Below are 19,743 nucleotides of genomic sequence, written 5' to 3' on the forward strand. Positions count from 1 at the left end.
TCTTTAATCAGATAAAATATAACTATATGAAAGCTGCAAAAGTAATTGCCGAAATAGGTTGTAACCATAAGGGAGATATTGAAATTGCAAAAGAATTAATTCGAGTAGCAAAAATATTTTGTAATGCAGATGTTGTTAAATTTCAAAAAAGAAGCAATAAAGAATTATTGACAGAAGACCAGTATAATGCACCACACCCGAATCCGGCAAACGCATATGGAGATACATACGGAGAGCATAGAGAGTTTTTAGAGTTAGATTTGGAGCAAAATAAGATTTTAAAGGAATATTGTGAGAGTTTAGATATCATCTATTCTACTTCCACATGGGATTTAACATCAGCAAAAGAAATAGCTTCACTTAAGCCTGAGTTGATAAAAATACCATCCGCATGTAATAATAACTATGAAATGTTAGGATGGTTATGTGAAAATTACAATGGAGAGATTCATGCTTCAACAGGAATGACTTCTAAACAAGAAATAGAAGATTTAGTCTCATTTTTTGAACGTAAAGGACGTAATAAAGATTTGGTACTTTATAATTGTACGTCTGGTTATCCGGTTCCATTCGAAGATGTTTGTTTGCTTGAAATAACCAGGTTAAAAGAAGAATATGGTAATAGAGTGAAAGAAATTGGTTTTTCCGGTCACCACTTAGGTATTGCTGTTGATATTGCTGCCTATACCTTAGGCGCAACATGGATAGAACGACATTATACCCTTGATAGAACATGGAAAGGAACAGATCATGCTGCTTCTCTTGAGCCGGAAGGAGTTAGGAGACTGGTAAGAAATCTAAAAGCAGTAAATAAAGCACTGAACTATAAAGAACAAGATATTTTAGATATTGAAAAAGTTCAGCGAGATAAGCTAAAGTATAAAAAGTAACATTGATGAGATCAAATATCGCATTTATACCTGTAAGAGGTGGTAGTAAATCAATTCCACAAAAGAATATAAAATTATTTTGTGGTAAACCCTTAATATATTGGACGGTAAAAGCAGCCGAGGAATGTGGTTTAGTTGATAAGATCATTGTTGCTACAGATTCTGACGAGATAAGGGATGTAGTTAAAGCCTTTAATTTTTCAAAGGTTTCCATTTATAATCGCTCTCACGAAAATGCAAGTGATACATCAAGTACTGAGAGTGTAATGCTTGAATATATTAGACAGAGTAATTTATCTAGTGATGATATTTTTATGCTTGTTCAGGCGACCTCGCCATTAACTGAAAGCTCACATTTTTATGAAGCTATCGAAAAAATTAAAGAGAATAAGTGTGATTCATTATTAACCTGTGTTCGAAATTATCGTTTTTTTTGGAATGAAGATGGAACGTCTAAAAATTACGATTATAGAAAGCGCCCTCGTCGTCAGGATTTTGAAGGTGAGCTTATGGAAAATGGTGCCTTTTATATTAATACAGTTGGTAATATATTAAAATCAAAGAATAGGTTATCTGGGAAAATAGGTATTTATGAAATGCCTGAATATACAGCCTTTGAAATTGATGAGCCTGATGATTGGACTGTAATGGAGAGCCTAATGTTTAGACATGTGTTAAGTAAAATGTCTAAATTGGAGATAAAATTATTTCTTAGTGATGTTGATGGTGTTTTAACGGATGCAGGAATGTATTATAGTGAGAATGGTGATGAGTTGAAGAAGTTTAATACACGAGATGGAATGGCATTTCAGCTTTTAAGAGAAGCTGGAATTAAGACTGGGATTATTACATCTGAAAATACAAAGTTAGTTGAAGCAAGAGCTAATAAATTAAAAGTTGATTATCTTTTCCAAGGTAAAAGAGATGGTGGAAAATTATCATCCGCCATTGAGATTTGTAATAAAGAAGGAATATCTCTTACTGAAGTTGCATATATAGGAGATGATATTAACTGTTATAACTTATTGTCACAAGTTGGATTAGCCTTTTGTCCAAATGATGCTCATAAGCGTATTAAAATGCTGCCAAATGTAAAAATTCTAAATAAAGCAGGTGGAGCAGGAGTTGTAAGAGAAGCTGTCGATTATGTAATCGAGAATTTAAAATAAATTTTAAAAGATCATCTTAATGAAGTTGGTAGAAAAAAGGAGCATTTATATAATATCTAAGCCAATACAATATGTAAATGCAACTAATATTCCTGACAATTCTGAAAAAGATTGTATCATATTGGATGAATTTTATAATGCGGATAAATTTTGTTTCAATATAAAAACAATTTCTTCAAAGTGGAACAATGTTCAAATTATAAAAACGAGGTATAAAGCACTCTTTTATATTTTAAAAAATAAGAATAAATATAACAAGCTATTTATTGATTCTGATTATGGGGTTATTTTAACATTGTTTTTACTCTTTCTTCCTCAAATAGGCTTATACACATATGAAGAAGGTTATGGTTCTTATCGAATAGTTGTGGAAAATAATTCATTTGTTAAAAAACTTCACACTGTAATTTATAATATAATTGGAGGAAAAAGTTGGATTGGAGGTAATCGATTTACCAAAGGAATGTATTTGTATTACCCTGAGGTTTTTAAAACACTCGTAACAAATAATCCAAAGAAAGAGCTTTTTAAATTAGAAAACGATTTTTATGTGCATATAAGATCTTTAAGTGAGGTTAAAGAGTTTTATAAAGACATTGACTTTAATTTTTATTGTAATAAAAAGATAATCATATATTTAACTACTTGGATAATTAGGGATGATGTAAAATTTTATCTCGATAATTACCCTGATCACTATAGCATTTTAAAGCCGCATCCGCATATTAAAGAACAACCTGAAATAAAAAAACTATTCAATGAAGTTGTTGATAGTAGTATTCCTGCTGAAATATTTTTAAGTGAGATCTCTGATAAATGTTCAGAGTTGATTATAATTCATGAAAATAGTACCTCTTTAATCTATCTTAAGCCACATAAGTTTAAAGAGTATAATTATACAAATAAGGATACTTTTGATTATAACAATATTAGAAGTTTAATTCAAAATCGGTAATGTCATCAATTATCGATTGATGATAGGCAAATACGAAAGAGTAATTAATTCATTAAAACGAATACAACTGATAGTTCTAATAGTCTAAAATCATCTTGAAATGAATAATGTAGCAAATCATAGGATATAGTTTATCTTGTGTTTGCCATACTTATTTTTTCATGTAAAGAAGAATGTCAGTAAGTATGTGTAAATGAACGAGCAAGTGCATGTTTCACGTATGTTGAAAATGGACCAAAGGAAGTCGTAAATTACAGTAATATATATAAGTTTTTCCACCGCTCTCGTCGATATAAATAGCTGATATGGGATTTTGGAGATGGAAGTACATCAAATGAATCAAATACAGTTCATCTATAAAAAAAAAGCTGGTGTATACGATGTTTAACTAGTAGTGAAAAATGATTGTAGTAGTGATACAATGATCGAGACAATTGTTTTAGAAAGAAATGCTTCAACCTGAGGCATGTTTGAAAGTTCATCCAGAAATGGATACATATTTCTATGTATGCTGAAGTTAAATTCATAAATTGTTCTAAGAATGCACATGACGTACAGTTAACCTAGAAGATGCTAAGGAAGGTTATTATATGCATATGGATATGAATAATGAAAGGTATGCACGTTTTTATTCTCAAGGTAGTCATGATGTTGAATTAATTGCAACTAATTTTATTCTTAAAGATTCAGTAAAAAAAACAATTGATTTTTAATAACCCTAATGGGATGTATTTTAAGAATTTTTTTTAAAAGTTGATGTGCTTCATTTTGAGCCCTACGAAAATGAAGGCAGAGTTATTCAGGATATATTCTAAGGAGCTAATTTACGATACAATAGACAATTGTTATAAAGGAAATATTGGCAATATTATTGAGGTTTACGGGCTGTTTCCAGGAGGGGTAGATGGATATTATCAATTTAATTATAATACAGGACGGGCAATAAAAAGTGTAGGCGTTGAGGGCTTTAAAATTTTGTATGAAGAATAAAATATTAAAGTACAATATCGATTCTATTTCTTTCATGGTATATATGATGAGGATTATCACTTCGGAAAGTATATTTCAATGACCTGCGTTGTAAGATAGATATAACAGGTGTATGATAGGTAGTTATTTTTTTATAAAAAAAGCAAACTGTGAATCATATGCATAGAAAGGATGTTGCAACTGTTAAAGCTGTTATGGAGGGGAAGTAGGAAAAAATATAAAGTACATTTGTTTTTTAGGGATTACCAACTTCAATTGTAATTATTAACTGCCTTCATTGAAGTGTCTCAGTTAGAATTATAATATATGTAACTAATATAAAGAATAGCAAAAAGTTTATTAATTTGATACTTTCAATTAGAAAAATCATAGTTTTAATATTGGCGATGTTGTTTTTAACCCTGCTAAGAGGAAGTCTACTTATAATATTGCCGTTCATACCTCTTCTGTTATATATGATATTTCCTTTTAGAGTAAAGTCGAATATTTTGTGGATTTTACCATTATGCTCTATATCTGTATTGTATGGATATTTAAATGGTTATAATAATTTGAGCAATATTAGCTTGTCAATTATTTATTTAGGCTCATTATTGTTAATCATTTTTAGTTCGCCTAAATCAAACCCTTTAACCATTAATGTAACACAACTAAAAAAAGTTGAAAAGGTTTCAATATCCATTCTTCTTGGAATATTAATCTTAAACAACATTTTAGGAATAATTCAGTTTGTTTTTAATCCATTTAATCATTATCCAAGAGATGATGCTTTTATTGGTATATATGGTAGACATGGGGTCGCACAACATGGTTTAGCTATTTTGAATGGTTTTTTTGTTATGTATTACATGATTAAAATTTTTAATGGGAGTAAGAAAAGTGTAATAGATATTGGATACTTAATATTCTTTCTGATTTCGCATGTTTTATGTTTTTATGGATTGGGTTTTCTTATGTTACTATGTGTAATATTTATTTATATAGTTTATAAATATATTAGTTTTAAGAACGTTATAAGAATAATATTAGGAGGCATTTGTGGTTTGTATATGTTCGCTTATTTTTTTTCAGGGGTATATGATTATATGGCAGAAAATATTAATTATTTATTTCGTTTATTAGGTGATGTAGATTATGATGCAGTATACATTCCAGGAAAGATAAGAGTTTGGATGGCATATTTTGACGAATACATCAATGGAAATCTAGGTTTATTTTTATTTGGTACAGGACCCGGTGGCTTTAATAGCCGTGTGTCTTTTTTATTAAATGCGGATTCATCAAATTTATTGGTAAAAGTTCTAGGGAATTCCATGCCACATCTGCATAAGGAAGTGATTCACCCAATATGGGATATGTCTGTAATTAGTATGGATAAATATAATGATGGAACAAGAAATCAACCATTTTCTTCAATTGTAGCATTGCTAAGCGAGTATGGTGTTATATTTACAGTGATTTTATTTAGATTGTTATATCTGGAAATAAAAAGAATAGCAAACAAAGTAAATAATAGTACTTTGAAAGATTTTATTTGTTTAGGTTCTATTTATGTTTTTATTAATATGATTCTGGATAATTTTTTTGAATTTTCAGAGTGTTGGGCGTTTTTTTTATTCCTGTTTTTTATTAAGATTAACATTATAATTAAGGAAAATGAGAGTGCTATTTATCCATAACAGATATCAACAAGCCGGAGGTGAAGATACCGTTGTTAAAATGGAGATGGATATGCTACGAGAGAATGGGAATGAAGTTGATTTGCTTGAGTTTAATAATGATAATATTACTACATTAACTGATAAATTAAGAGCTTTTGTTTCGTCGATATATTCGTTTAGTACTAAACGAATTGTAGAAACAAAGATATCAGAAACAAGCTATGATGTTATACATGTGCATAACTTTTTTCCGTTAGTTTCTCCTTCTGTTTACGATGCTGCGTACAAGTATAAGATACCTATTGTTCAAACATTGCATAATTATAGGATTATTTGTCCAGGAGCTTTGTTAATGCAAGATGGTAAAATCTGTGAGAAGTGTTTAAAGGGAAATTATTTTAATGCAATGATCTATAAATGCTATCGAAACTCTATTTTAGGATCTTTGTCAATTGCATTAATGGATGGTGTACATAGAGCTATAAATACATGGAATAATAAGATCAATAAAGTTATATGCCTAACCGAATTTGCTAAGAATAAATTTATAGAGGGGGGAATAGATAAAAACAAACTTGTGGTTAAACCGAACTTTTTACTTATTAAAGAAGATCTCCCTGAAGAGATTAATAGAGAAAATGTAGGGTTGTTTGTCGGGAGAATAAGCGAGGAAAAAGGTATTAATAGTTTAATAGAGATTCATGATAAACTTAAAGGTCTGATTTTGATTGTAGGTGATGGGCCTGCTATTGATAAATTGAAAGGACTAAGTAAGTTTAAAATACTTGGTAGAAAAAGTAATAAGGAAGTTGTAGAGTTAATGCGAAAGTCTTCTTTTCTATTATTTCCTTCAATTTGGTACGAAGGTTTACCAATGACTATATTAGAAGCCTTTTCGAATAAACTTCCAGTGATCGCTACTAACATAGGCGCGATGAAAGAACTAATAAAAGATGATTCAAATGGATTGCATTACAATATAGGACGATCTGAGGAAATGGCAGAAAAGATAAATTGGGCATTTGACAATTATGAGCAATTTAGGAAGTATGGACTTAATGCCTATATAACTTTTAAAGAATCGTATTCTTCTGAAGTAAATTATAGTAAACAAATTGAAATATATAAACAGGTAATCAATGAAAATAAAGGAAAGTGAAGTTGAGGTATTATCATACGCTGTTTATAAGGGTAACTTAGATTGTGAAGAAAGGTTATTTAGCGCTGAAAAAATGATTATTAATACAATTAATGCCTATTCGTACGTTTTAGCCAAAGGTGATAATGATTTTAAAACTTCATTATGTAATTCAGATATTTTGTTGCCTGATGGATTTCCTATTGTTATTGCATCTAGAATGTTAAATGGGATTAGAATAAAGAAAATTGCAGGAGAGGATATTTTTAAGCATATGTTAAAACTTGGCAATACGAGAAAAAAGAGATTCTTTTTTTTGGGTTCCTCAAATGAAACGTTATTAAAAATAGAACGACGAATAAGGTCAGAATATCCAAATATTGCGGTGAGCTATTTCTCTCCTCCTTTTAAAGCATCTTTTACAAATGAAGAAAATCAGGATATGATTAATCGGGTAAATAATTTTAAACCAGATGCTTTGTTTATTGGAATGACAGCGCCAAAACAAGAGAAATGGGTAGAGTTGAATAAAGAAAAGTTGGATGCGAAAGTCATTTGTTCTATTGGAGCAGTATTTGATTTCTATGCTGGTACGGTTAAGAGGCCCTCTAAATTTTGGATAAGTTTAAGGTTAGAGTGGTTTATTCGATTGGCAAATGAACCCAAAAGATTATGGAAACGATACCTCATATATTCTCCAAAATTTTTCATAGATGTGTTTAAAGCTAAGTTTGACAAATAGAAATTGGAGTAGTACAGATTTTGTTAATATTTCCTTAGTGCTTTTTGTGCTTTTGGAGTTTATTAATGGAATTTGTTTTTTTTTCGGATATGACTGGTATTTAAGTCCGTCAACAATTCCTAAATTGGTATGGCAGATAGTTTTATTTGGGTTTATTTATAAGAAACGAAGGCGTTTATATAAGGTGGAGAAATTACTACTTATTTTTTCGTTTTTTACAATATTGTTAGGTAGTATAAGGTATTATAATATAGTCGATGAATATATTTGGGCACTTAAACATTTAGATAAATTATTTCTCGTATTTTACGTGTACATTTTTCTAAGAATTTGCAAAGTAAATTTGAAAAAAGTATTTCCTATATTGGATTGGATATTTATTGGAAATTCGGGATTGATTTTTATAGGCATGTTATTCGACATAGAGTTCTTTAGGTCATATCCGTTTTCGGAAAGGTTTGGCTTTAGTGGAATTTATGCGAGAATGTCTATAAATGACGTATCCTTGTTTTATTTAATTGCCAATTTTTATATTTTTTATAGATGGTATAATAAAGAGGTCAACATTTATAAATTTATTATAGTCTTTGGAGCTTCTTTTTTTGTTGGAACTAAAGCAATTTATTTGCAAAACTTCTTATTGGTAAGCTATATTGTTGTTTCAGTTATAGAACTTCGTAAATATGTTTTGCTAATTGTTTCAGCACTTACTGTGGTATTATTGAGCGTTTATAATTTTACGTTCTGGGAGAGCTTATATCAAAAGAAAGGAGTTTTATCAGTTATTACATCACTCAGAAGCGATTTGTTTAGAGAACGTATACCTGATGCCGTAGAACAAATGTCGATTTCTTCTGTATTGTTTGGTTATCGTAACCCATTTCCTTTTTTTGTTGAAATGGATATTATTGATTTATTCTTAACCATCGGATTAATAGGAGGTGGCGTATATATTTACTTGTACTATAAGATTCTATATAATTATAAATCATCAAATTCATATGCTTGGTTATTTGTAATATGTTATTTCATGCTTGTTGCTTTATCAGGAAGATACCTGTATAGTGGTGTAAACGCAATTTATCTATCAATATTGGCTATGTATCTAAGAAATAAGCAAGAAGTTACGTTTCTTTATGAAGAATAATAGAGATAAGTAGGGAGATATTCTTAGAGGGATTGGAATTATATGCGTTGTCAGTGTCTGTTCCATACTAACAATTAACTAGACTCAAACTAAAGTCATATTTAATTCGTACTAAAGTCATATTAAATTCGATTTCGAATGACTTTAACTAGACTTATAAATGTATTAGCTGTAACTTTTGATGGTGTGTATTTGGTCTGATAACTAACTATCTATAGGAATGGCACGATACAATAACATTAACGAGGGGGCATCTGGTAGAATTGGGAATGTGGTGACCTACCAGATGTATGGGAAAAGTTACATGCGTTCTTTGCTTGCACATTATAGGGATCGAAACTCAGCTAAGCAATTGGCTCAGTGCCAAAAAATGCAGTTGGTGAATAGTTTTTAGGACCTTATAAAGATGTGTTGCGTATCACTTTTCAAAAAGAGGCGCTGGGGCGTTCGGCGTATATGGCTGCTAAGTCCTTTAATATGTTGAAGGCTATTGGTGGCGAATACCCAGAACAGTACATGGACTATTCAAAAGCCCTGGTGAGTATAGGTTCTGTACCCTTGCCATCAGAAGCAAGTGTTGAACAAACAGATTTAGGACTGTCATTGCAATGGAAAGACGATGGACAGGAGAACTCGTTAGATACTTTGTTTGTTATAGCCAATGTTCGTGGACAATATGTGGCGGAGTATAAGCATTCGGAGGCAGAAAGAAAAGATTAGTCCAATTTGTGGAAGCTGGACTGTAGTGGTGATGAAAAGTATGATGTATGGCTGGTGTTTCGGGATTATAAAGAGCGGGGTTTTAGTAATAGTCTGTGGCTGGGGTTGGTTTAAGAGGTGAGTATTGAGTAGTGAGCGATGAGTTTTTCACGCAAAGCCGCAAAGTGTTTTATTCACGCAAAGGTCGCAAAGAGAAAAAAATGAAAAGTCATTTAATAATCCTAGCGTACTTGGCTACAATATAGAGTGTTTAGCTTGTCCTTAAAAAAGTATTTTTGAACGATATTCAATCTTCCGCAGAAAACAATCTGTGTTCATCTGAGTTAATCTGTGGACAAGAAAAAGAGCGATGAGATTGTTACACGCAAAGTCGCAAAGAATTTTTTATGCAGAGCAGGCAAAGAAAAGAAGTCAAATAACAATCCAATAATATTCCTGTGAAAGCTTTTTTTACAGGAGAGCGACTGGGTATTATTACCTTTTCCAAAGGAAAATAATCTGTGAATTGGAAATCAGCGAAGCTAAAATCAGCGTCAATCTTTGATTAATAAATGAGTAGTATGACGCAAAGGCTGCAAAGAACTTAAGAGTTGAAATAAAAAGCTTGGCGTACTTGGCGAATTCCTTAGCACTCTTCGCGAGAACGAGTTTTGCAGTAATTCATACTTTGATTTAGCACTAAGAGTTTTAAATTCTTCTTAATTTTCTGTGTTAAGTATTTTCATCAAACGAATCCTACCCTTTTGGAAATTACTTAATATAAGCCGATATTTGTGGACTAAATTTTAATAAACTGATTACTACATAAAAGTCCGGAGGTTAAATGTTATTTAAACCACGAGACGCTACCTAATGATTATTTTATGTCAAAAGTTGCACTCATCACCGGTATCACCGGTCAGGACGGCGCTTACCTTGCCGAATTTTTATTGAAAAAAGGATACGAAGTACACGGTATCAAACGTCGTTCTTCTTTGTTTAATACCGATCGTATTGACCATTTGTATCAGGATCCGCACGTGGAGAACCGTAATCTGATTCTACATTATGGTGACTTAACAGACTCCATGAACCTGACGCGTATTATTCAGGAGGTGCAGCCCGATGAGATTTATAACCTGGCAGCTATGAGCCATGTGAAGGTGAGTTTCGATACGCCTGAATATACAGCTAATGCTGATGGATTAGGAACGCTGCGTATATTGGAAGCGATTCGATTATTGGGCTTGACAGAGAAAACAAGAGTATATCAGGCGTCAACATCTGAACTATACGGTTTGGTGCAGGAAGTACCGCAAAAGGAAACCACTCCTTTCTATCCACGCTCTCCTTATGCTGTCGCCAAGATGTATGCCTACTGGATTACCGTGAACTACCGTGAGGCTTATAACATGTATGCCTGTAATGGTATCCTGTTTAACCACGAAAGCCCCCTACGCGGTGAAACATTTGTTACCCGTAAGATTACCCGAGCGGTATCAAAGATTGCCTTGGGTATGCAGGATTGCTTGTACCTTGGTAATATGGATGCCAAACGTGACTGGGGACATGCCAAGGATTACATCAAGGCCATGTGGCTGATTTTGCAACAGGAGCAACCCGAAGATTACGTGATTGCAACAGGTGTGACAACCACTGTTCGCGATTTTGTGAAGATGGCCTTTGCAGAAGTAGGGATTGAATTGGAGTTCAAAGGTGAGAAGGAAGCCGAAGTTGGGGTTATCAAGGCATGTTCTAACCCGGAGTATCAGGTAGCGATTGGTACAGAAGTAGTAAAAGTAGATCCGGCTTATTACCGTCCAACAGAGGTGGAACTGTTAATTGGCGATCCAACCAAATCGAAAGAAAAACTGGGCTGGGAGCCGGAATACGACCTGGCTGGTTTAGTGAAAGATATGATGGAGTCGGATGTGAAGTTGATGAAGAAGGACCGCTATTTGAAAGATGGCGGGTATGAAGTGTTGAATTACTTTGAGTAATTCACGCGAATTGGGCGAATGAAGATGCGAATTAGACGAATTGAGGATGACTGATATACTATATAAGGAAGAGAGCTATAAAGTTATTGGTGCCTGTATGGCTGTTCATTCACAATTGGGACCTAGTTTTTTAGAGGCGGTGTATCAAGAAGCATTAGAAAAGGAATTTGCTTAACAGGAGATTCCTTTTGAGCGTCAAAAGAAGTTGACTATTTATTATGATGGGGAGCCATTGAGGAAGTATTATATTGCTGATTTTGTTTGTTATGATGCCGTTGTTATTGAGATTAAATCAACGAATAACTTTGCAAAGCATCAATATGAACAAACGGGCAATTACTTGCGAGCCATCAATCATAGGCTTGGATTATTGGTCAATTTTGGTACCCCATCTTTAACTTACAAACGCATCATTAATTCCAATCATTCGCCTAGTTCTTAAGGTATTCGAGTAATTCGTATTTTAAATTCGCACAATTAGTAATCATTCGTAAAATTCGCATGTATATGAAATATACAGATAAAATATACATAGCCGGTCACAAAGGCCTTGTCGGCTCTGCTCTATGGAAAACACTTCAAAATAAGGGCTACACGAATCTGGTTGGACGCACAATAAGCGAGCTTAACCTGATGGATGCTGTAGCCGTTGATCAATTCTTCGCAACAGAAAAGCCGGAGTATGTGATACTGGCAGCGGCTAAAGTAGGGGGTATTGTGGCCAATAATACCTATCGTGGCCAATTTATATACGAGAACCTGATGATTCAGAATAACGTGATTCATTCAGCTCATATGCATGGAGTGAAGAAATTATTGTTCTTAGGTTCTACATGTATCTACCCCAAAGAGGCACCGCAGCCAATGCCTGAAAACTGTTTATTGACCTCTCCATTGGAGTACACCAATGAGCCCTATGCGATTGCCAAGATTGCTGGGATAAAGATGTGTGAATCTTACAACCTGCAGTATGGCACCAACTTTATTTCGGTGATGCCAACCAATCTGTACGGGCCAAATGACAATTTCGATTTAGAGAAGTCACATGTGTTGCCCGCTCTGGTTCGTAAAAATCATTTGGGTAAGTGTCTGCAGAATAATGATTGGACAGCATTGTGTGCAGACCTGGATAAAAATCCCATCGAAGGTATCAATGGGAGTCATTCGGAAGACGAAATACTTAATAAGCTTGATAAATACGGTATTCGTTTAATTAGCGATAATTCGGGTCATTCGCGCGTTTCTATAGAAATATGGGGTACAGGTAAGCCAATGAGAGAATTCCTTTGGTCGGAGGAGATGGCTGCTGCCTGTGTATATGTGATGGAAAATGTGGACTTCAAGGATACCTATGATTCAACAGACAAAGAAGTGCGTAATACACATATCAATATTGGTACTGGAAAAGAAATTTCAATAAAAGATCTGGCTGAAACAATCAAAGCAAAAGTTGGTTTTGAAGGTGACTTGGTTTTTAATGCCGATAAACCGGATGGCACGATGCGTAAATTAACCGATCCGACTAAAATTCATGAGCTGGGATGGCATCACCGGATTGATATTGAAGAGGGTATTGAGAAGATGTATGAGTGGTATAAAAAAATAGAAATGAGAGAAGAGAAGTGAGTGGTGAGAATGTCTCATCTCTCTCTCCTCAGTTCTCATCTCTAACCTTTTGAAATTATGAATAACAACTATCTAATCATCATGGCCGGCGGCATTGGTTCGCGCTTCTGGCCGATGAGTACCCCGGAAACACCCAAGCAATTCCTGGATATTTTGGGAACGGGGCAAACGATGATTCAGCAAACCATTAAGCGATTGCAAGGCATTGTGCCTATTGAAAATGTGTTTATAGTGACCAGTAAGAACTATAAGAGCATTATTAATGAGCAATTGCCTGAAGTGAAAGATGAGCAGATTTTGCTGGAGCCATGCATGCGTAATACAGCACCTTGCATTGCCTATGCTACCTATAAGATTTATAAAAGAAATCCGCAGGCAAATATTGTTGTGGCACCGTCGGATCATCTCATCACAGATGAGACCGAGTTCAGACGAGTGGTCAATAAAGGTTTGGAGTTTGTGACCTCAAACGATGTATTGCTCACGCTTGGCATTGCACCACATCGCCCTGAGACAGGCTATGGTTATATTCACGCTATACCTGGCAATGATACTTTCCGTAAAGTAGAAGCTTTTAAGGAGAAACCCAACAGAGAAAAGGCCGAGGAATATCTGGCAGAAGGCAATTATTTTTGGAATGCGGGTATTTTTCTTTGGTCAGCTGCTTCTATTATGAAGGCCTTTCAGCAACATTTACCAGCAGTAGCCGGTATTTTTAAAGCTGGAACAGACAAATATTTCACAGCAGGGGAGCAAACTTTTATTGATGAAGAGTTTCCAAAGTGTGAGAATATTTCCATCGACTATGGCATCATGGAGCATGCTGACAATATTTATGTATTACCTGCCGATTTTGGCTGGTCTGACTTAGGAACCTGGGGCAGTTTATGGGAGAAAAGAACCCGCGATGAGAAAGGTAATAGTGTAGTTGGTTCAGAGGTGCAGTTATACGATTGTACAAATAATATTGTAACCGTGGCGGATAACCGTAAAGTGGTGCTTCAGGGCCTGGATGACTACATTGTTACAGAAGCCAATGGCGTATTTATGGTGTGTAAAAAGTCTGAAGAGCAACGTATAAAGGAGTTTCAGAAGAACTGTTAGAAAAGATAATTTATATCACAAAAGCTCACTATTCAATGGTGAGCTTTTGTTGTTTACAGGCGATTGAAAAGTGCGTTGATGTTTTGTTCGAACACATCATAAGCAAACTTTGCTTGGATAAGGTCAAAGGCGCTTTTGCCAACTTGATCAATGTTGTTTTTGTTTTCGATAAGTTTCGTGAGTTTCTGTGCAATGGCCTCACTGGTGCGTTCAACCAAATAACCTGTTTCGTTCTCTTTGATGATTTCCTTAATGCCACCGGTATCGGTTGACAGCACCGGAATGCCCAGGGTCATGGCTTCCAGGATGCTGTTGGATATACCCTCGCGCTCAGATAAAAGTATAAATAGGTCAGCATCCTTCATCAGTAATGTCGGGGTATCTACAAATCCATAAAAACGAATTTTGTTGTCAAGCTGAAGGCTGGTTGATTGCTGTTCGAATTCTTCTTTATTGCGCCCTTCGCCAATAATGCGCACCTCTACCTGTTGTTTTAGTTCATCATCCAGTAGGTTGATTGCCTCAATAAGCAGGCCGTAGCCCTTTTGTCTGGTAATCCGCCCGCTGCTGACAATAATAAATTTAGCATGTTGTTGCTTCTCGGGCAGAGGACTGTCAGAATAAAATCCGGGAATACCATTATAAATGGCATGTATCGGGTGTTGATTAAACACGGAGTTTTTACTGAGTTCTTCTTTTAAGTAACCGGCATTTACTATTACACCATCGTTCAGCGTGCGGTAGTTCAATTTATGCCAGAAAGGAATATTCATTCTTCGGCTAACACCCAGGCGAATAATGTGTTTAATACCCAATTGTCTGGCTATGATGCCACACATAAAGTATTCCTTTTTTTTGGTGCTTACCACCACATCAATCTGGTTTTGAGTGATAAAACGCTTTAATGCATTAAAGGTGTACCAATCAAAATAGGAGCGAAAAGGAAGTGTTAAGGCCTTTTCCTGTGGGTCAAATTTAGTTAGCAGCTTTGAGCTTTTTCCAACAAAAAAGAGGCGATGGTTCTTAGATAATGCTTTCATGGCCATCGCTGTCCATTTTTCGTTACCACCCCACGCTTTGGCCGAGCACACAAACAGGATATTCATGCTTATTGATTTAAACCTTTAAGGGCTTCTATTCGACGTGCCTTGATAGTTTTGGCATACCACCGTTGATTATCACCATAGTTATTGCGTAATCCCTCATCGCCATGGTAAAGGTGGTGAGCAATGGCGTAAAACTTCAGATTATAGGCTTTGATGCCTGCATGAATCAGGCGTATGGCAAATTCCTTATCATCTGGCCCTTTGCCCGTCATACTTTCTTCATATCCATTGACTTTATAGGCATCGTCTCGCCAGTAGGCCATATTACAGCCTCTTACACCCTTTACTTTCTTATCATCATACAGCAGATACTGGTGCATAATGGCTACTGCCTTACTTCTGAAGCTGGAAAGATGGTCATACTTGAGTTCCTGACAAAATTGGTCCGTAGCCAGTGCTGATATATCTGTTCGGCGTCCAATGACCAATCGGTTGGCCTTGGCAAAAGACAGATGATCTTTCACAAAATGCCTGTCGCAGATAATGTCACCGTCTATCTGAATAATATATGGATGTGAAGCTAGTGCTATGGCTTTATTTCGAATGGCATTGATACGGTAGCCTTTGTCTTCTTGCCAAACGTGTATCAATGGACATGGAAAGTCTGCCTTAAACTGGTTAATGATAGCTTTGGTGGCTTCACCAGAGCCATCATCGGCCACAATGACTTCATCCGGAAGGTGCGACTGAGCAGCTATGCTTTGCAGACATAGTGATAGTGCTTCAGTCCAGTTATAGGTGGTTAAGAATAAGCTTACTTTAGGGGCGTTCATATGATGAATCTTTTAATCAATTTTTATTACGTTACCCGTGTTTTGCAGATAACTGACCTTTATACGTTCGTGCTCAATAGCTGGCTGACCTTTGTAATAGGTGTTACCCGACGAATAGGTATATACCTGCAGGCTGGTCACCGGAAATACTTTGCAGCTGCCAATTGATTTATGTATGACCTTAACGGTGTTGCTTCTCAGTTCAGAAGCATCGATGTTAACGCTTCCTTCCAGGGTAAATGAGCTATTGGCACTGTTGCCGCCAATGTAATAGTTGCCAATATTATTATTGCCATAAACATTAAGTGTAACACTTTGGCAGTCCAGATTGAGTGAGATTTCAGCAAATTTGGCACCACCATTCACAATCATGGCAAATTGATCAGCTTTTATAGTTTCAGGCGCTTCTATTTCAATAGCCATGTTGGCTGTTATCTTATTAAGATGCCTGGCCGAGATTCCAATTTCAATGAGTTTGCTCTTTTGCAAGAAGTTCTTTTTGTTATGCTCTATGGTTAGCGTACCATTGTTCGTTGACAGTTCAAGGTCGTCGAGTAAGCGATTGACGCCTTTAATCAATACCTGGTTTGTTTCATTGTTGTGTAACACAATCCGGCAAGGTGCGTCAGCTACAATATGATGGATGGGGCCTATCATCTGTTCCTGCTGAGTAATGTCACCATCATCCATGAGGTTATGTATGTATTCACAGGCAGCAAACAGCAGGAGGGTAGTTAAGCTTAAGGCTATGTAAATCAATCTTCTCATGCTTTATTCTTCTTGTTGTAGCGGAAGCTGTAACCCAGTCCAAATTCCAGAAATTCAGAACGAAAGAAGCTGGCTTTAACGCTAAAATTAGCAATTAAGTTTTTGGTAACATAATGTCTGATGCCTAATCTTGGGTAAACTGGCTGAGGTGGTTTAATATTGGTGTGTAAATAAGTGCCTACATTCACAAATAACGTGGTTTTACCGAGGAAAACATTGTAGGAGGCAAATACGGCATTAAAGAGGTAATCTTGTGTGGAGAAAGTGACATCTTCACCGGCCTTCTCGTAGGCCTCCCAGCTGTAAGGAGCTGTTTCAGAGTAAAACTGGTCAAACCCCAGGCCTACTGCTCTTTTTTCATTGATATGCCACAGGTGATTGATGCTTAAACTGCCGTTCCAGTAGAGTTGCTGATTATACGGGGTACTCTGGCTTCTCCCTATGCTTCCTACAATCAATACTTCGCGTTTGTTACTTGGTGGTGCAACTTCTTTTGGCAATACAGGTGTTAGTGCATCGTTAAAGTGGTACTTGGCACCAAGGCTGGCCGTGAGGGTGTTGACACCATGGTTGGGTTTGCGGTAGGCGCCATTGGATAAATGAGTTAATGAGGCACTGGCAGAAAGCGAAAAATTCTTGTGGATACGGTAATCCATAAGCAATGCCAGGCCGATATAGACATTCAGGTGTGAACTGAAAACGGTATTATAAGTGTTGGTCTCAATATCAAAAGGTTTAGTGGCATAGCCCAGGCCCATAGATACTTTATTCTGGACAGAAAGTTTAGGGTTGCGATAGATGTTATAGTTGATATACGGGAAAAGGGCATAACCAGTCCCATAAATATCTTTATTGCCAAAAGTGCCATGATAAAAACCAAGTCCTATTTCAGGGTAATTAAAGTAACTTTGCCAACTCTGGGGTGTAAAGAGGGAGCGTCCATAGGTGATTTCAATGCCTCCCGAAAAATCATCAATAAAGTACATCATATTGACATGGTGAGGCACCACAATGCCTCCATGCAGCCTCGTGGTAAGATACGTGTGCTTCTGAAGTTTGTTGTCTATGTTACCAGAGGCTTGACCATTTGATGTGACTATATGGGTAAATAAAATAGTGATTAATAGCAGGCTTCTCAATGTTCTGATTTGTTAATTATTGAGCAGCGAAGATAATAAAAGGATAAGTTAAATCTATAGATAAAACTAATACCTGCAGATTAATAACATTTGTTGATTCTCTTTCACAAGGCATATCATTATCTTTGCGTTTTTGTTTTTTTGATATAAATGAAAATGATAGAAAAGAATATTAAGCGCATTACTTTTTTTAAAGAATTACTATTGTCGTGTGTGTTTGCCTGGGGTTGTATGACTATCGCTGCACAAGATGATGCCGTTAAGGTAGATGTATCTTTGCACACCCAGGTCTCTTCCAACGATATCCGCCCCATGTGGCTTACAGCTAATGAGTGGGGACGATTTGAACAGTTCGGGCATTTTGGCATGCTTACTGAATTGGGAGCACAGTATTTTATATATGATGAGGGAAACTTTTCGCTTGATGCAGGTGTCAGAGGGCTGGTGAACGTTGATATCTCAGAAAGTGTATTGCAGGAGGCTTACCTAAGTGGCAATGCCTGGTTTCTTGATTTTTCTCTGGGGAAGCAACAGTTCTCACCCATTATTTACAACGATGAACTCACATCGGGTAGTTTTCTGATGAATTCAAATGCCAGACCCATTCCACGTGTTACTGTGGGGATCTTCGATTATTTGCCTTTGGGATTTACCAAAAATTGGGTAGAGATAAAAGGAGGTATATCGCAAGGTTGGTTGAATGATGAGAGAGTGGAACGGAATAATAGTGCCAATGATCTGCTGTTGCATGAGAAGTTTGCCTACATACGCCTTGGTAATACAGCGGTAAAGCCATATGCAGGCCTGGTGCATTCGGCATTATACGGAGGTACCCGTCCCAATGGGAATAAAATACCGGTAGACTTCTGGTCAACGTTTATGGCTAAGGGCTCAGCTACTTTAGGAGGAGGGGAAGAAACTAATGCTGCTGGTGCTCATATGGGTATGTGGGATTTTGGTTTTAACTGGAACACAGATAAGGCAGATATACATTTGTATTACCAAAAGCCATTTGCCGATGCTTCAGGTTTAAAGGTATATAACCGCTACGATAAGGATTACTATTTGGGCTTTTTGATTCATCCAAAGAATATAGAATGGTTAAGTGGTGTTTCTGTTGAAGTATTTAGAACTGATCATCAATCAGGGTATGGTATCCCTGATCCATTGTACCCCGTTGACTACGGCAGTCATAAGCAGGGTTCCATTATCTGGATGCATGAAATAAATGATGATTTGGATGGGTTTATGTACGAGGTATTTGGTGAAACCCGCACAGGCTGGACGGAAGATGAGGTGTCGCGTTACCTGGAGGTAGAGTTAAATGAGGGGCATATGTATGGAGGTAGAGATGATTACATGAATAATGGGTCTTATTATAACGGTTGGGTATACCATGGGATGAATATGGGTACTGCACTTTATCATACGGCAGACAAAGTAAGGCGCTACGCTGAACCATGGGAGGAGGTTGACCAGGTATATTTTTACAATAACAGGGTGAATGGATTCCATATTGGCGCTGAAGGGCGAATCAATGCCAATTTGAAATACCAGGTTAAAAGTACCTATACCATTAATAAAGGAAGTTATGGGGAAGAGTTTCGTGGGCGGTATAGTTGGGAGCGCACTGAAGACTATTTTTTTTCAGACTCTAAAAGGCAGGTTTATTCTATGGTTGAGCTGGATTGGAATATGCCATGGATAAAAAATCTGAGTGTAAAGGGTAAGCTGGCTTTTGATGTTGGTCAGCTGTATAAATCTGTCGGCGGGCAGATGAGCCTGACTTATGTGCCTGGTCTAAACTGGTAATATTGTTTTTTTATATATCTATTT

At 36.0% G+C, this 19,743-nt stretch carries 16 protein-coding genes and 2 pseudogenes; 14 read left to right on the forward strand and 4 right to left on the reverse strand.

Features of this window, described 5'->3' with window-relative positions:
• Window positions 1–26: 26 nt before the first annotated feature.
• From KEM09_RS02285 to KEM09_RS02350, 13 genes and pseudogenes are all read left to right on the forward strand, one after another.
• A complete protein-coding gene (locus tag KEM09_RS02285; protein WP_212224847.1) occupies window positions 27–890 on the forward strand; it encodes an N-acetylneuraminate synthase family protein in 864 nt (287 codons plus the stop codon).
• 5 nt (window positions 891–895) lie between these two features.
• Entirely contained in the window at window positions 896–2,059 is a 1,164-nt protein-coding gene (locus KEM09_RS02290; RefSeq protein WP_212224849.1) for an acylneuraminate cytidylyltransferase, read from the forward strand.
• 19 nt (window positions 2,060–2,078) lie between these two features.
• Complete coding sequence (locus KEM09_RS02295; protein WP_212224851.1) at window positions 2,079–3,014, forward strand: polysialyltransferase family glycosyltransferase; 936 nt, start codon at window positions 2,079–2,081, stop codon at window positions 3,012–3,014.
• A 783-nt stretch (window positions 3,015–3,797) separates the two neighbouring features.
• The gene (locus KEM09_RS02300; RefSeq protein WP_212224853.1) at window positions 3,798–4,004 is read left to right on the forward strand and encodes a hypothetical protein; all 207 of its coding nucleotides are present in this window, start codon (window positions 3,798–3,800) and stop codon (window positions 4,002–4,004) included.
• 488 nt (window positions 4,005–4,492) lie between these two features.
• Complete coding sequence (locus KEM09_RS02305) at window positions 4,493–5,683, forward strand: hypothetical protein (protein WP_212224855.1); 1,191 nt, start codon at window positions 4,493–4,495, stop codon at window positions 5,681–5,683.
• A complete protein-coding gene (locus KEM09_RS02310; RefSeq protein WP_212224863.1) occupies window positions 5,661–6,824 on the forward strand; it encodes a glycosyltransferase family 4 protein in 1,164 nt (387 codons plus the stop codon). The genes KEM09_RS02305 and KEM09_RS02310 overlap by 23 nt, the downstream gene beginning before the upstream one ends.
• Window positions 6,805–7,545: a WecB/TagA/CpsF family glycosyltransferase gene (locus KEM09_RS02315; protein ID WP_212224865.1), complete on the forward strand. Its 741-nt coding sequence runs from the start codon at window positions 6,805–6,807 to the stop codon at window positions 7,543–7,545. Before KEM09_RS02310 ends, KEM09_RS02315 begins: the two co-directional genes overlap by 20 nt.
• Before the next feature lie 343 nt (window positions 7,546–7,888).
• Window positions 7,889–8,692 (forward strand): hypothetical protein, encoded by an 804-nt coding sequence (locus KEM09_RS02320; protein ID WP_212224867.1) that lies wholly within the window; start codon window positions 7,889–7,891, stop codon window positions 8,690–8,692.
• 399 nt (window positions 8,693–9,091) lie between these two features.
• Window positions 9,092–9,412 (forward strand): annotated as a pseudogene (locus KEM09_RS02325) (DUF6266 family protein); the annotation flags it as partial.
• A gap of 863 nt (window positions 9,413–10,275) precedes the next feature.
• On the forward strand, window positions 10,276–11,391 hold the full coding sequence (gene gmd, locus KEM09_RS02330) for a GDP-mannose 4,6-dehydratase (RefSeq protein ID WP_212224878.1): 1,116 nt from the start codon (window positions 10,276–10,278) through the stop codon (window positions 11,389–11,391).
• Between the two features lie 46 nt (window positions 11,392–11,437).
• Window positions 11,438–11,833: pseudogene (locus tag KEM09_RS02340) on the forward strand (GxxExxY protein).
• 65 nt (window positions 11,834–11,898) lie between these two features.
• A complete protein-coding gene (locus tag KEM09_RS02345; RefSeq protein ID WP_212224883.1) occupies window positions 11,899–13,017 on the forward strand; it encodes a GDP-L-fucose synthase family protein in 1,119 nt (372 codons plus the stop codon).
• A 57-nt stretch (window positions 13,018–13,074) separates the two neighbouring features.
• Entirely contained in the window at window positions 13,075–14,121 is a 1,047-nt protein-coding gene (locus KEM09_RS02350; protein WP_244824778.1) for a mannose-1-phosphate guanylyltransferase, read from the forward strand.
• A 53-nt stretch (window positions 14,122–14,174) separates the two neighbouring features.
• On the opposite strand, the gene KEM09_RS02355 is transcribed toward KEM09_RS02350, so the two are convergent.
• The 4 genes from KEM09_RS02355 to KEM09_RS02370 are packed head-to-tail and all read right to left on the reverse strand — an operon-like array spanning window position 14,175 to window position 17,757.
• Window positions 14,175–15,227, reverse strand: coding sequence for a glycosyltransferase (locus KEM09_RS02355; RefSeq protein ID WP_212224885.1), 1,053 nt, complete (start codon window positions 15,225–15,227; stop codon window positions 14,175–14,177).
• Between the two features lie 2 nt (window positions 15,228–15,229).
• A complete protein-coding gene (locus KEM09_RS02360; protein WP_212224887.1) occupies window positions 15,230–16,000 on the reverse strand; it encodes a glycosyltransferase family 2 protein in 771 nt (256 codons plus the stop codon).
• 12 nt (window positions 16,001–16,012) lie between these two features.
• Entirely contained in the window at window positions 16,013–16,768 is a 756-nt protein-coding gene (locus KEM09_RS02365; protein ID WP_212224901.1) for a GIN domain-containing protein, read from the reverse strand.
• On the reverse strand, window positions 16,765–17,757 hold the full coding sequence (locus KEM09_RS02370; protein ID WP_212224903.1) for an acyloxyacyl hydrolase: 993 nt from the start codon (window positions 17,755–17,757) through the stop codon (window positions 16,765–16,767). The genes KEM09_RS02365 and KEM09_RS02370 overlap by 4 nt, the downstream gene beginning before the upstream one ends.
• Window positions 17,758–18,063: 306 nt before the next feature.
• Between KEM09_RS02370 and KEM09_RS02375 the strand changes: the two genes are divergently transcribed.
• Window positions 18,064–19,719, forward strand: coding sequence for a capsule assembly Wzi family protein (locus tag KEM09_RS02375; RefSeq protein WP_212224912.1), 1,656 nt, complete (start codon window positions 18,064–18,066; stop codon window positions 19,717–19,719).
• Window positions 19,720–19,743 lie beyond the last annotated feature (24 nt).

The organism is Carboxylicivirga mesophila, from assembly GCF_018271975.1.
GTDB lineage: Bacteria > Bacteroidota > Bacteroidia > Bacteroidales > Marinilabiliaceae > Carboxylicivirga > Carboxylicivirga mesophila.